Origin of the sequence: Haloarcula rubra (assembly GCF_019599465.1) — an archaeon.
GTDB classification, from domain to species: domain Archaea; phylum Halobacteriota; class Halobacteria; order Halobacteriales; family Haloarculaceae; genus Haloarcula; species Haloarcula rubra.
In genome coordinates this window covers 1-12,193 of sequence record NZ_RKLR01000020.1, presented here as the reverse complement: position 1 = coordinate 12,193, position 12,193 = coordinate 1, and the positions used below count along the sequence as shown (strand labels likewise).

General features: G+C 56.1%; 13 protein-coding genes and 2 pseudogenes. 10 read left to right on the top strand and 5 right to left on the bottom strand.

What is annotated here, in order from left to right; all coding sequences use genetic code 11:
- The first annotated feature begins 302 nt into the window (after positions 1-302).
- The 3 genes from EGH21_RS22720 (at position 303) to EGH21_RS22710 (ending at position 1,483) form a co-directional block, all read left to right on the top strand.
- Positions 303-575 (top strand): ribbon-helix-helix domain-containing protein, encoded by a 273-nt coding sequence (locus EGH21_RS22720; protein ID WP_220620693.1) that lies wholly within the window; start codon positions 303-305, stop codon positions 573-575.
- A gap of 10 nt (positions 576-585) precedes the next feature.
- Complete coding sequence (locus EGH21_RS22715; protein WP_220620692.1) at positions 586-885, top strand: type II toxin-antitoxin system RelE family toxin; 300 nt, start codon at positions 586-588, stop codon at positions 883-885.
- Between the two features lie 130 nt (positions 886-1,015).
- Positions 1,016-1,483: an SWIM zinc finger family protein gene (locus EGH21_RS22710; RefSeq protein WP_220620712.1), complete on the top strand. Its 468-nt coding sequence runs from the start codon at positions 1,016-1,018 to the stop codon at positions 1,481-1,483.
- Positions 1,484-1,527: 44 nt separating this feature from the next.
- On the opposite strand, the gene EGH21_RS22705 is transcribed toward EGH21_RS22710, so the two are convergent.
- The gene (locus EGH21_RS22705) at positions 1,528-2,172 is read right to left on the bottom strand and encodes a DUF7509 family protein (protein ID WP_220620691.1); all 645 of its coding nucleotides are present in this window, start codon (positions 2,170-2,172) and stop codon (positions 1,528-1,530) included.
- Between the two features lie 92 nt (positions 2,173-2,264).
- Between EGH21_RS22705 and EGH21_RS22700 the strand changes: the two genes are divergently transcribed.
- From EGH21_RS22700 to EGH21_RS22690, 3 genes and pseudogenes are all read left to right on the top strand, one after another.
- The gene (locus EGH21_RS22700; protein ID WP_236035769.1) at positions 2,265-2,690 is read left to right on the top strand and encodes an ArsR/SmtB family transcription factor; all 426 of its coding nucleotides are present in this window, start codon (positions 2,265-2,267) and stop codon (positions 2,688-2,690) included.
- Positions 2,691-2,917: 227 nt separating this feature from the next.
- A complete protein-coding gene (locus EGH21_RS22695; RefSeq protein ID WP_220620690.1) occupies positions 2,918-3,394 on the top strand; it encodes an SWIM zinc finger family protein in 477 nt (158 codons plus the stop codon).
- Positions 3,395-3,564: 170 nt separating this feature from the next.
- Positions 3,565-4,224, top strand: a pseudogene (locus EGH21_RS22690) (helix-turn-helix domain-containing protein); the annotation flags it as partial.
- A gap of 175 nt (positions 4,225-4,399) precedes the next feature.
- Here EGH21_RS22690 and EGH21_RS22685 read toward each other — a convergent pair.
- Positions 4,400-4,702: a hypothetical protein gene (locus EGH21_RS22685; RefSeq protein WP_220620689.1), complete on the bottom strand. Its 303-nt coding sequence runs from the start codon at positions 4,700-4,702 to the stop codon at positions 4,400-4,402.
- 300 nt (positions 4,703-5,002) lie between these two features.
- On the opposite strand from EGH21_RS22685, the gene EGH21_RS22680 reads away from it, so the two are divergent.
- Positions 5,003-6,295, top strand: a complete 1,293-nt coding sequence (locus EGH21_RS22680) for an RNA-guided endonuclease InsQ/TnpB family protein (protein WP_220620688.1) — start codon at positions 5,003-5,005, stop codon at positions 6,293-6,295.
- Here the strand turns inward: EGH21_RS22680 and EGH21_RS22675 are convergent.
- Both EGH21_RS22675 and EGH21_RS22670 read right to left on the bottom strand, forming a co-directional pair.
- Positions 6,278-7,684: an ATP-binding protein gene (locus tag EGH21_RS22675; RefSeq protein WP_220620687.1), complete on the bottom strand. Its 1,407-nt coding sequence runs from the start codon at positions 7,682-7,684 to the stop codon at positions 6,278-6,280. The genes EGH21_RS22680 and EGH21_RS22675 overlap by 18 nt on opposite strands.
- 343 nt (positions 7,685-8,027) lie before the next feature.
- Positions 8,028-9,170: a Fic family protein gene (locus tag EGH21_RS22670; protein WP_220620686.1), complete on the bottom strand. Its 1,143-nt coding sequence runs from the start codon at positions 9,168-9,170 to the stop codon at positions 8,028-8,030.
- 275 nt (positions 9,171-9,445) lie between these two features.
- On the opposite strand from EGH21_RS22670, the gene EGH21_RS22665 reads away from it, so the two are divergent.
- The 3 genes from EGH21_RS22665 (at position 9,446) to EGH21_RS22655 (ending at position 12,072) form a co-directional block, all read left to right on the top strand.
- Positions 9,446-10,369: a transcription initiation factor IIB gene (locus EGH21_RS22665; RefSeq protein WP_220620685.1), complete on the top strand. Its 924-nt coding sequence runs from the start codon at positions 9,446-9,448 to the stop codon at positions 10,367-10,369.
- Between the two features lie 507 nt (positions 10,370-10,876).
- Positions 10,877-11,266 (top strand): hypothetical protein, encoded by a 390-nt coding sequence (locus EGH21_RS22660; protein ID WP_328765743.1) that lies wholly within the window; start codon positions 10,877-10,879, stop codon positions 11,264-11,266.
- A 65-nt stretch (positions 11,267-11,331) separates the two neighbouring features.
- Entirely contained in the window at positions 11,332-12,072 is a 741-nt protein-coding gene (locus EGH21_RS22655) for a DUF8186 domain-containing protein (protein WP_220620683.1), read from the top strand.
- Positions 12,073-12,078: 6 nt separating this feature from the next.
- Here EGH21_RS22655 and EGH21_RS22650 read toward each other — a convergent pair.
- Positions 12,079-12,193, bottom strand: a pseudogene (locus EGH21_RS22650) (IS630 family transposase); the annotation flags it as partial.

Sequence of the window (12,193 nt, the reverse complement as noted above, 5' to 3'; positions counted from 1 at the left end):
CTTGAACGCGATTCAGTTAAAAATTTTCGGAGATTATTGGAAATAGAGTGGGATATAGAGACATCCAATACTAATATTCAGACTTAGAGTAGAATTGGACGGACCATAGATTGCCACAGTTGTGACATAGTGTGAGATTCTTGAAAAGCCTCGTCCACGACGACGCCCCCAAGCGTCGTGATTGATTCAACTGAAGCGGTAGCGCGGAGTCCCCTTCCTCAAGGAGCGACCGAAGGGAGTGAGTAGGTTTGCGACGACGACTGAGCGACAGTTCTTTGAGTACCACCCGCGTACCACGCAGTATGAGCACGGGCGCGGACGACAACGGCGACGGGGAGATGGTGAAGTTGAACGTGAAGGTGCCGAAGCGGCTTCTGGAGGAGATAGACGACCTGGCCGAGGAACTGGAGTACACCAACCGCTCGGAGTTCATTCGTGAGGTGCTGCGCGACACCACGGAGCCGATTCTGACGCCCGGCGCGCAGGAGGGTGTGTCCGAGGGCTACGCGGACGTGGCTGCGGGGCGGACGATGTCGACGGACGAGGCCCGCGAACGACTCGGTATCGACGACTGAGGGCAGAACGGTGGCTCACGAAGTCGTTCTGACGGAGACGTTGGTCGAAACGCTGGAGCAGTTCGAGACAGAGAACGCCGAGCGGATTATCAACAAGCTGGAGGACATCGGTGACTTCCCGGACCACTTTCTTGACCGACTAAAGAATCACCCCGGTTACAAACTTCGAGTCGGTGACTTCCGCGTCCTGATTGATTGGGACAAGGACAACGAGGCGATCTACGCCATTGACGCCTTCGAGCGGAAGAAGGAGTACCGCGAACTCGGGAAGTATCGGGAGGTATGGGGATCGTGGCGAGATGATGAGTAGGACGTGACCAGGTCAGGCATTCTCCTCGGTTCTCTGTAAAGATACATTTCTCGAGTGCGTCGACGTCGTCGATAATTTTGTCGTGCCCCGCGAGGGGCGCGGGGCACACAATCGTGTCCTGAAACAGACAATGTCGAACGCAAAACCAACGCCGAACCCACTCTCGCAGTTGGCGTTCACCAGCCGAGTTGCAAAGCGCGCTCAGTACGAAGCCTTCGAATTCGACCTACTTGGAGACCGAATCCGTGTTCGCAACGGGAGTTACGCCGACCCGGAGAATCACGAGTATCTCGTCCAGATCGAAGACGGCGTACCGGTTTCCTGTACCTGTCCGGCCGACGAGCATTTCGAGGGGGCCTGTAAGCATCGGGTGGGCGTCGCGATTCGCCGACCGATCGTCGACCTCGTCACCGACGTCCAACTCCGAGCTGACGGCGGTGATTCCATTCGGCCGGCGGCACAAGCAAAGAAATCAGGTAGCGAATCAGCGGCAAGTACTCCTCAGGAGGACGCTACCGATGATTGTGAGTGTGATGGCCTGCCGGATTCGGTGCCGTGCTGGCCTTGCTTTCGCGATGGGCGAGAGGATTTCGAGTAAAACCAGTGGATACGTACCCTTCCAACAGGATTTCAGCAAAAAACTCAATCGAGCGTATCGAGATCCCCGAACTGTTCTCGATTGACAAGACGTCGAGCTTTGTTCCGAAGGTGGTCAACTAGTTCGGATTCCGAGTCGTAGGTAATCACTGCAACATCCCACCGGGACTTCGCTGAGCGAATCATTTCCGAAGAGACAGCTGATTCCTTGGCAAAGACAACACGTTCACGTTCTCCAGCGTCGAGATCAGTACCGTCACCCGTACTGAGTGCCTCAAGAACGCTGCCAGCTTCTTCACCAACCCCAAAATTGTGTCCGAGATAGGGGAGGATGAAGACAGTCATATTCGCACAGGTGGCGTATTCGATGCTCTGTGTCGCAGCATCTACCCTATCTGTGTCTATCCCGATGTCGACTGCTAAGAATGCATTGACAGCTGGATTACTCCTCAGTGACCCCTGAACGCGCCGGAGAAGGGCTTTCGCCTCATCGATGTCATCTTTATTTTGGAATAGCTGTCTGAGAGGGCCTGGTAGGTCTTCTATTGAGATATCTTCTCGGGCCTCTGAGGGGAGGACATAGTTCAGATTGAAAGATTTGTACGGTCCCATCACATAGACTAAGAATCTATCCCGCTGAACGGCGGGCAGTCGGTTGATAATGAGATCCCTCGAAATCGACCGGACCATATGCGTGTTTCGAATAGCCTATATAAAAAGAGTGTTATTTGGCACTCGTCAATTTGAGAACGACTAAGTTAGTAGAGAGACAATCTGGATATATGTCTCGTATGGAAACTCGGCCAGAGGATGGCGACGGGCCGGGTAATGGTGAGTGGGAGCGTGAAGAATGGGATCTCCCGCCAGATAGTTTCTTAGACCTCGAAGAGTACCTGGAAATGCAAAAAGCCATCAGCGACCCGGCCAGATACCGCATAGTTGTCTATCTCACCGACCATGACGAGGTAACGCCATCTGAGCTGTACGAGCAGGTGGGGATGGGCCTCGATAAGAGTACTATCCACTACCATCTGGATAAGTTGGTCGACGTCGGGCTCGTCGAAAAGAGAGCCCGTAACGATGGGAACGGCATCCATTGCTACTATCGGATTACGACGTTCGGCAAAACCATTCTTGAACACGGTGTCAGAGAACTCATCCGTCGGGAATGGGAAACTCGTGGCGCCTACAATAGCGATGCCAACTGAGTTGCGGCTATTTTGATAGAGTTCCGAACGTATGCCCTCGAGTTAGACGGGAGTGAAGCGGACATAGCGTACACTTCCACCGACGGCGCTACAGATGGGTTCTCCCCGGTTCTCCCGCAATAGTGAGTCGGGCCGCCTGAGTGGGATGCGGTCGGACGACGAACGTACAGTTCTATCGTGCCCCGCGAGGGGCGCGGGGCACACTCACTCGTGTCCTGAAACAGACAATGTCGAACGCAAAACCGACGCCGAACCCACTCTCGCAGTTGGCGTTCACCAGCCGAGTTGCAAAGCGCGCCCAGTACGAAGCCTTCGAGTTCGACCTACTCGGAGACCGAATCCGTGTTCGAAACGGGAGTTACGCCGACCCGGAAAATCACGAGTACCTCGTCCAGATCGAAGACGGCGTACCGGTTTCGTGTACTTGCCCGGCCGACGAACATTTCGAGGGCGCCTGTAAGCATCGCGTCGGCGTCGCGATTCGCCGACCGATCGTCGATCTCGTTACCGACGTCCAACTCCGAGCCGACGGCGGCGAAGCCATGCGGCCGTCAGCGCGGGGAGAGCAATCGAACAGCGAACGAGTAGCGAGCGTCTCGCAAGGTGAGGAAGAGAAAACAGACGATGACTGTGAGTGTGACGGACTGCCGGATTCCGTGCCGTGCTGGCCTTGCTTTCGCGATGGGCGAGAGGACTTCGACTGAGAAGGCGGACCAGTAGAAATAGCAATAGTAGTTGGGATCGACTCCGCTCGATAGAGATTATAGGTGGAACAGACGCAATACAACGTTCTTCAGGTCGTAGATACGCGCCACTACTCCGACCAGGATCTAGTAACTCTATTAACTATTACCGGATTATGGGTAGCTATCAAATGTACGAGACTCTCGACGATACGGCGGCACAGATCATCCTCGCTATCGAGAGTGGTGACTCCATCCGCCGTGTCTCGCAGCATCTCCAGATCCCGTATGAGACGGCAAGACAGGCCGTCAATCGACTCGAAAAGGCGGGATACGTCAGCTACGACGAGGGCCTCGCTGTCAACGACACCCGCGTGAGAGACGCAGCACGCAATCTCGTCGCCGCCAGCGCTGGCGTCAGTCCACCCTCAATCGAGGAGGCCTACGTCCTTCCACAGTCCGGTGACTGGCCGTTCGCGTTCACACGAATCGACGCCGCCTATGTGTGGACACAGGGCGGCTACCAAGTCGGTCGCGACCCCAACGACTATCCATTATTCCTTGCCGTTCGTGAGCAGAACGTCGATGCATGGGAGGCGTTTTTCGACTCGTTCGACCTACCCACGGCATTCGAGCGACAGCCCCGAGACGAGTTGGACGGACCGCTACAGATTGTCCTCGAACCACGTCAGTCGCTCGAAATCGAACATGTCGAAGGCTATCCGGTGCTCCCCAGATCGGAGGCCGTCGAGTATATGCGCGAGAACTACGCCCAGTTCCAGTCGGCACTGGCAATGCTCGATCGGATGTACGACGACCTCAACCTCGACGTCAGGTACCGAGAGGACGATTTACAGCGTGTCACTGAGGCATACGACCTTCATACGCACACCACTCGTCTCAACGATGAAGACGGAGGAATCAATCCGGAAGAATGGGATGCCGCTGCACCGGATCGTCCACACCCGAGTGAAGAGGATAACGACCGATAGATGCAACCAGAACGGGGCGAGTCAACTACTCCGTCTAGAGCTTAGCGACCCCGTCGACGAACTCTTCGTCAAGCTGCTGTTTCAAGACACGGAGGTTGGAAGCTTCTTCTGCACCGATGAGCGCTTTGAGCTGCTCGTAGGTGATGACGTCGTCGTAGTAGGCATCAGCGATTTCCTGGGTGAGTGCGTCGTCGTGGGTGGCGTCCTGCAGATACTCACGAAGTGCGGAGACGAGGATGCCTGTTCGGTCCTCTCCCAAAACTGCAGCGAGTGCGTCGGCCCGGTCGATGAGTCGATCCGGGGCCCGGAACTGAACTCGCGTCTTATCGGAGCCCATTGAGCGTACAACGTGAGCTAATCCACTTACATATTGCCGTGAGTACAATGTAAGCCAAATGCAGTCGTGCAGAGTCGTTGACGAATCTGTGTAAGTGCGTAGCGACGAGTTCCTCCTGAAAATTGCACTCATCGAGATGAAGGATTGCGACTGTCACAGCAGTACAGCGCGGAAGCCCACCCGTTCACGGGTGGGAGGAAGCGCGTACACTCAGTGAACCAATCCACCGCTAACCTGCATTGCTGACTCTCCAACGCTGCTGAAAAATATTAATACATACCCGCTCTTTTTCTGACACGCATGGCGTGGGAGGTAACTCGGACGGTTCGCGTCCGCCTCGACGTGCCTGACGACCGTAAGAGCGACCTCCACGCTACCAATTCCAAATTCCAGTATTGCGCGAATCGTACCGCAGACTGGGCATGGCGCTATCCTGAGGGTGACTGCGTGACCAGCAAGAGCGAAGCTGAAAGCGCAATCTACGATGATCTTCGGGAAGAAACAGACTACCTGCACGCGAATCTGGTTCAGAAAGCCATCAAACGCGCCACCGACGACATCGACAACTGCGTAGACAGGCTGGCCGAGGGCGAAAACACCAGCAAGCCCGAATACGACACGTTCAGCATCGTCTACGACAAGCGAGCCGCCACCTACTACCGCGACAAAGTGAGCCTCGCCACCGTCAACGGTAGAGTCGAATGCGAGTACGACCTGCCCGACGACCCAGAAGGCACACCACACGGCGAGTACCTGTTGAACGACGACTACTCTTTCTCAACAAGCACCGTCCACTACGACAGCGAAGCCGACAAGTTCTACCTGCACGCCGCGATGGAACGGGAGATAGACGCGAGCGGTCCTGAGAAAGCCGAGGATTCGAGAGTCCTCGGCGTGGACTGCAACGTTGACGACCACATCGCCGTCACCAGTACGGGCAGGTTCATCGGAAACGCTGACTACCTCAACCACAAGCGCCGTGAGTTCGAGAAACGGCGTGCCAGCTTGCAACAGACAGGCACGCGGAGCGCCCATCTGACCTACCATCGTATCGGTGACAGGTTCGGGTGCTGGAGTGAGGATTACCTCCATCAGTGTTCCAAGCAGATAGTCGCGGAAGCCAAGTGCCACGGTTGTACGCACATCGCGTTCGAGGACTTAGAGCGGATTCGTGAGCGTATCAGCGACGGCAAGAAATTCCAGCAGTGGGCATTCCGTGCGTTGCAGGAACAAGTCGCGTACAAAGCCGACGAACACGACATCGTGGTCGAGACAGTCGAATCGTCCTACACCAGCCAGCAATGCTCGAAATGTGGCTGTACGCTCGGGGAAAACCGAGAGGGACAACAGTTCGCCTGCCTCGACTGTTCGTACTCGGTGAACGCCGACTACAACGCGGCGAAGAACGTGGCGCGGAAACTCGCATTCAAACTCCAGCGGGGGCAGAAGTCCCTCGCTGGAGGGGCGTTCAGTCAGTACGCCCTGAAGTCGGGGATAATGACCGTGAACGCTACTGACGTGGCGTCCGACACGCCCGTGTCGGCAGAACGGGAGTCCACCGACAAGCCCACAGCTTCAGCGGTGGGTCGCTGACAGCCCCGAAACGATATCGTCGGGCGCGAACAGCGAGACGTCGGCCCGTTCGTCGGCGACCTGCTGTAGTCCATCCGAGAAGCCGGAGCGGCAGAAACAGCAGTAATGATTGGTGGGGTCACCTCCACCAGGCGGAGTCCAATCTACGTGCGACGCACTGCGTTCGAGATCGGCAAGATCGCCCTCATGCATCTGTCGGGTAGTGTACTTGCACTCGCCGGCGACGAGCGTACCATCGCTTGCAAGGCCGACGACGTCCAGTTCGTGATGTTGATGCCACCAGTACCCAATCCCACGGTATGTCTTCGGAACCAACGAGGAAAGGGCGTTCTGACAGACTAACTCGAACATCGGGCCCATGTAGTCTGTTAACGACGGGTTGACAAGCTCCGCGTATGCGTCATCACCGAGCTGTGAGATTTTACCCTCCTGTCCGTAGACATAGCGGAACCAGAAGCGAAACAGGGGCTCTTTTAGCCGGTATCGGCTCTTGCGAGTGGCGTTCGGGTTCGCCGTCACCGGGATGTCACGCTCAACGAGTCTGAGTCGACGAAGTTTCGAGAGGTAAGACCCGAGCGCGTTGGAGTCCACTCCCGCGAAATCCGCAATCTCGTTGGCTGCGCGCTTTCCAGTGGCAATCGCTCTCAAAATCGTGTAGTAGGTCTGTGGCTCGCGAATCCCGAACTCCGTCCGCAGCAGGAATTCCGGTTCGTTGCGGAGGACGCCATGCTCGGAGAGGATGAGTGACTGGATATTTTCTGCAAGCGTCGCATCCGGTGCCAGTGCTTGAAGATAGTATGGTGTCCCACCGAAGACACCCCAGAACTGAATCTCCTCATCTGAATCCTCGGTGGGATAGAACTCCCGTGCATCGTCCAACGAAAGCGGCGGTAAGTCAATACTCGCGGTTCGGCGACCATACAACGGACTCCCACCGCTGAGGACCTTCTCCTCCATGATGCTAATCGAAGAGCCGACGAGTACGAGCGTCATCTCTGTGTCCTCAAGATGCATGTCCCAGACACGCTGTACCTTCGAGGGGAGTGCGTCGTCGGACTCAACGAGATACGGAAACTCATCAAGAACGACGATAGCATCCTCTCGACCAAGCGCCCGCAACAGTGCTTCCCAGTCACGCTGGATGTCTTCCAGTAGTGGAAACGCCTCGCTAGCAGTATCGACGAAATTGGCAAGTTGGGCCTCTGGCGTTTCTTCTGTCGCCTGCCAGTATACCGCATCCTCCTGTCCTTTGATTGCCTCACGGACGAGTGCACTCTTCCCGAGCCGTCGTCGCCCGTAGATGACGAGTAACTCAGCACTCGCACTCTCGAACCGCGACCGCAACAGGTCAAGCTCGTCTTGGCGATTGATAAAGCGAGGATGCGACATGGTGTTTCTTGACGCGACGTCGTGATAATAGTGGCGGTTATCTAAACTGTGATTTTACTAATCTCGATTTTACTAATCTGGTTATTTCGCTCTATCGTTGATTCCGACAGACGGAGGAGATTCACAAGTGCGATGTGGCATCCTGCGAATTCAGGCACGGGAGAGAGCCGACACTACACCGACAGTTCGCTTATTGCTTAGATACCATATCCAATACTTTGAGAGAGAGAGTTCGTCTGCCGACATTTCGTCGTTTGCGTACGCGTCATACCAGACAGCCCATGTACCACCTACGTTTTTCTGACGGAGAAATTGGAGGAGTCGTTTGTTGCCCTTTCGATACTCAGGGAGATTCAACGAGGGCAAGGATGTCCGGCGCTTTGTAAACCCTGTTCCGCTCTTTATCAGTCAATTCTACGATGATTCCTTCGTCGCTGAGTTTCTCAATCGCGTCGTAGACTGCCTGTCGTGAGCGAGCAGTTGCGTCGATGGCTCGTGGGGCTTGAAGATACGGCTCTTCAAACAGATGATCGATGACATCCCGGACTGCTGGGCTGTTCGGAAAGCGGTTCCGGTAGTCCGAACGGAGCGACACAAGTTCAATGCCACACTGGTAGGCATCGATAGCCTGCTCAGCTATCGCGTTCAGGACGAACGTGATCCACGCCCCCCATTCACCGTGTTGACTCACAGCGAGGAGGCGGTCGAAGTACTCAGTCCGGTAGTGGTTAAAATACGCCGACAGGTACAGATACGGCTCAGAGAGAAGGTTCGCCTGGTAGAGTTGCAACATAATGAGAAGCCGTCCGAGCCGTCCATTTCCATCCCGGAATGGGTGGATTGTCTCGAACTGATAGTGCGTAATCGCGATATCGATCAGCGGCGGGTAGCTCCCGTTTCTGATGTACGAGAGTAACTGATCAAGGAGGAGTGCGACACTGTTTGGATTTGCCGGGACGAATCGAGCGTTTTCGATGTGGTTGTCCGGACCAATCATGACAGGGAGATCATCTCGAATGTGTCCCGGACGCTTGTTCTCGCCACGGACATCGATCAGTAATGATTCGTGGAGGTCACAGAGAAGTTCCTGATCGATCTGTCTGCCTTCATCCAAAGCGTTGAATCCCGTCCGAATTGCTTCGACGTAATTATACGCTTCTCGGATATCGCGCAGGTTGGCTGCTGAACGCTCTGGATCGTCGTCGAGATTGTGAAGGACAATATCGGAGACAGTGACATCAGTACCTTCGATTTGCGAACTCATCGCCGCCTCTCGGACGACAAACGGTGCGATGAGAAGGTTCTCGTTCTCGATGTCGTCGTGGAGTGTCGAGAGCTGTCCGAGTGCATAGCGTGCGTCCCCGTAGGCGCGGAGGATGTCGTCGGTGTAGGAGAGTTCCGGTGGGAGCCCAGCAGGTTGGTAGCACGGAATCTCCTCGTATGGGTCGATCCATCCCGGCCCGTCCTCAAAATCGGCAGGATTCATTTGACTAAGCAACCGTTTTCCACCTGCCTAAATCTGACGATAGCCGTTTTAGTAGATTAACATCCTAAATATAGGCCCGCTAATCAAGATATATCGGTTTCGGTTGACATATTCTTGAGTATCACGGCCAGTATTCAATTCCGATTCAACGGAGCTTGGGAGCCAGCCAATTGTCGATCCCGACAGGCGACGGAGATCCACACGACGCCGACAGCCCGTTTTTTATTGCCCCCTGACGGGTGCGGGGCCGTCAAACACGAGCCCCATACAAACGAATGAGTAGTTCCAAACCTTACGCAGATGGCTTCGACGAAGATCCCGAAAACGATGTGCACGGCGACTGCCCGGAATGTGCGGGCAACATCGAGACAGATGGCGGCGAGCGAGCGTGTACGGACTGTGGCCTCGTCGTCGACGGCCACGGACTCGCTTACGGCAACCGACCGCGCTGGTTCGACGACGGTCCGGATACCCGACGGACGGGCGCACCGCTGACGCCGGCCAGACACGACAGTGGACTGTCGAGCGAAATCGGACGGGGCAGCGACGCCAACGGACGGCCGCTTTCGAAGCAGAAACGACGACAAATCCGTCGACTGCGTCGTGAACACAACCGAGCCAGATTCCGGTCGAAAGCCGAGCAAAACCTCGCGTTCGCCTGTGGAGAGATCGCCAGAATCGTTGGAGCGCTGGATCTGAAACACGACATCCGCGAATTTGCCAGTGTGTTGTTCAGACAGGCCCAGAGTGACGATCTCCTCAGGGGGCGATCACTCGAAGGATTCGCGGCAGGGAGCGTATTCGCTGCCTGTCGATGCCGGGGACTTCCCCGGTCGGCGAGAGAGATCGCAGCGGTTGCTCGGTGTGACGAGAATACGGTCTTGAACAGCTACCGTGTTCTCAACGCCGAACTCGAACTGGCGACGGCTGTCCAGACGCCGCGTCAGCTCCTTCCCGGACTCGTCTCTGAACTCGATGTCGATGACGTCGTCCGTAACCGGGCACGCGAACTCATCGAGGTGGCAGAAAGCGAGGGCGTTTCGAATGGACGTCGGCCCTCGGGTGTCGCCGCTGCGGCGATCTATCTGGCGGGACAGGAATTCGGTACGGAGCAAACCCAAGCAGAACTGGCCGACGCCGCAGACGTCTCAGCAGTGACGATTCGAGAGCGAATGTACGACCTCCAGGAGGCACTATGAGCCTCGTTCGGAACTGGCGATGTGAGGACGGTTGGGGAAGAGTATGAGTCCGAGGTGGACGTGGTTATTCGGACGGTCGAACACGACTATCGTGTACGAGTGTCGGTACTGTGGAACGACGTTACAGTCGAAACGGAGCCACTGTCCATACTGCGGACCCACCCGGGTCGTCACCTACGAGATCTCGTAGTGATACGACGTTTGTCGGTGCGATTCGGGTGTTGGACCGCCGCACAGGCACGAGACTACAGTCGGTTTTCGAGAGAGTGTCGAATTACGCCAATTTCCTGGTAGGTCGGTACAAAACTGGTACGTAAATTGGTTGTATCTTATTTGTAAATAACTATATTCTGGTTACTTTTCAAAACTGTACACAAAACTTATTACCCGGTACAGAAGTGAGAGTATCAGACGTACTCGTTCCATCGCTTCCTGCCGCGGTCTTAGCAGAAGGTCCGGTTCGTTGCGTCACCGACCGCAATGTCACGACCATCGACGTCGGCCACTGTGCCGACAGACGAGACGACTAGTCGCATCGCTCCCTGGAGACGGATTGTCGGCCGCTTCGGCCTCACAGTGGGATTGCTCTCACTCCTCGCCGTCGACCCCGCTGCAGCTCAGACAGTGGGGACGGCCTTCTGTGAGTCAGATATGGCGCTGACGGTCAGGAACCTCTTTACAGTCATCCAGTTCGGTGGGCCACTCATCGGGGGCGTCCTCGCACTGGGTGCGACCGTTGCGCTTCCAATGGTCCCTCGTACCGATATGAAGAAGGAACTCAAAGAGATCCGTAATCAGGGCGTCATCTGGGGCGTCATCGTCGCACCCCTCGCGACGACGATCTTGCAGTTCATCCTGAACAACGTCGTCGCAGGTGGCACGAGTTGCGGGTTCTGAGCCGACAGAATCGGGTGTCGCTGGTAGTGACACTGTTGGCCTCGCTCGTCGTCGTTCCAGCGGTTGTGAGTGCACACCCTCCGGAGTCCTCGGACCACGGCGTGAACGACACCGCGTTCACCCCACTCTGGTCGAACGATACCGACGAGATCGTACTCACGGGGAAGAACGATTCGAGTAGGGCCCTCCAGACACTCGCCTCGGGAACGGACATCCCGCTCAACGAACCCCCTCAAGCTGTCGAACAGTGGAACCGTGGCGAACACGGTGAGTTCCCACAGACGGACGCCGAGACGTCGGCGGCACCGAGGCATGCTGTCCTCGAAGATGGACGGTATATCCAAGATGCGCATGCGACGCTGGTGAGTGTCCAACCGTCGACGATCGTGCACACCTCTGCGAGTGAGCGAACGCACTACGTCGCTCCATCAGGAGAAGTCCTCGGCGTCGTCGACTTCAGAATCCGAACACCAAGCGGGAGTCGCTCGGAGAATCGTACCGTCTCGCACGCTGTCACACAGACTCGCGTGAGCGAGACGCGATTACTCGCCGACGGCAACGTCGTCGCTCGACAGAATCAGACGCAAAGACCGCGACTCACCTACAGTGAGTTAGCGGCCAGCAAGGAACCGACGACGCTCACACTCGAAGCGACTATCGAGACGACGGTTCGAACCACCCGTCGAACGTGTCGGGAGTACAACGCCACACAGGGTACCTGTAGCGCGTGGGATGGACAGACGAACTATCGAAGTGAATCCATCACTGTCACCGATTCGATCGACGTCCAACCGTACCAACTATAGTAGACACTAGAAGTAATTACTCACTTTAGGAACAGAGAGTTTGTCGAGAGCGGCGTCGATCGCTGCTGTTAGCTCGTCGAGCGAGTCAAAGAAACGGTTGCTAAGAGCCTTTTGCAGTTGC

Coding starts and splice junctions, on each gene's coding strand:
- EGH21_RS22720 (WP_220620693.1), top strand. CDS start 303: ATGAGCACGGGCGCGGACGACAACGGCGACGGGGAGATGGTGAAGTTG.
- EGH21_RS22710 (WP_220620712.1), top strand. CDS start 1,016: ATGTCGAACGCAAAACCAACGCCGAACCCACTCTCGCAGTTGGCGTTC.
- EGH21_RS22705 (WP_220620691.1), bottom strand. CDS start 2,172: ATGGTCCGGTCGATTTCGAGGGATCTCATTATCAACCGACTGCCCGCC.
- EGH21_RS22700 (WP_236035769.1), top strand. CDS start 2,265: ATGTCTCGTATGGAAACTCGGCCAGAGGATGGCGACGGGCCGGGTAAT.
- EGH21_RS22695 (WP_220620690.1), top strand. CDS start 2,918: ATGTCGAACGCAAAACCGACGCCGAACCCACTCTCGCAGTTGGCGTTC.
- EGH21_RS22685 (WP_220620689.1), bottom strand. CDS start 4,702: ATGGGCTCCGATAAGACGCGAGTTCAGTTCCGGGCCCCGGATCGACTC.
- EGH21_RS22680 (WP_220620688.1), top strand. CDS start 5,003: ATGGCGTGGGAGGTAACTCGGACGGTTCGCGTCCGCCTCGACGTGCCT.
- EGH21_RS22675 (WP_220620687.1), bottom strand. CDS start 7,684: ATGTCGCATCCTCGCTTTATCAATCGCCAAGACGAGCTTGACCTGTTG.
- EGH21_RS22670 (WP_220620686.1), bottom strand. CDS start 9,170: ATGAATCCTGCCGATTTTGAGGACGGGCCGGGATGGATCGACCCATAC.
- EGH21_RS22665 (WP_220620685.1), top strand. CDS start 9,446: ATGAGTAGTTCCAAACCTTACGCAGATGGCTTCGACGAAGATCCCGAA.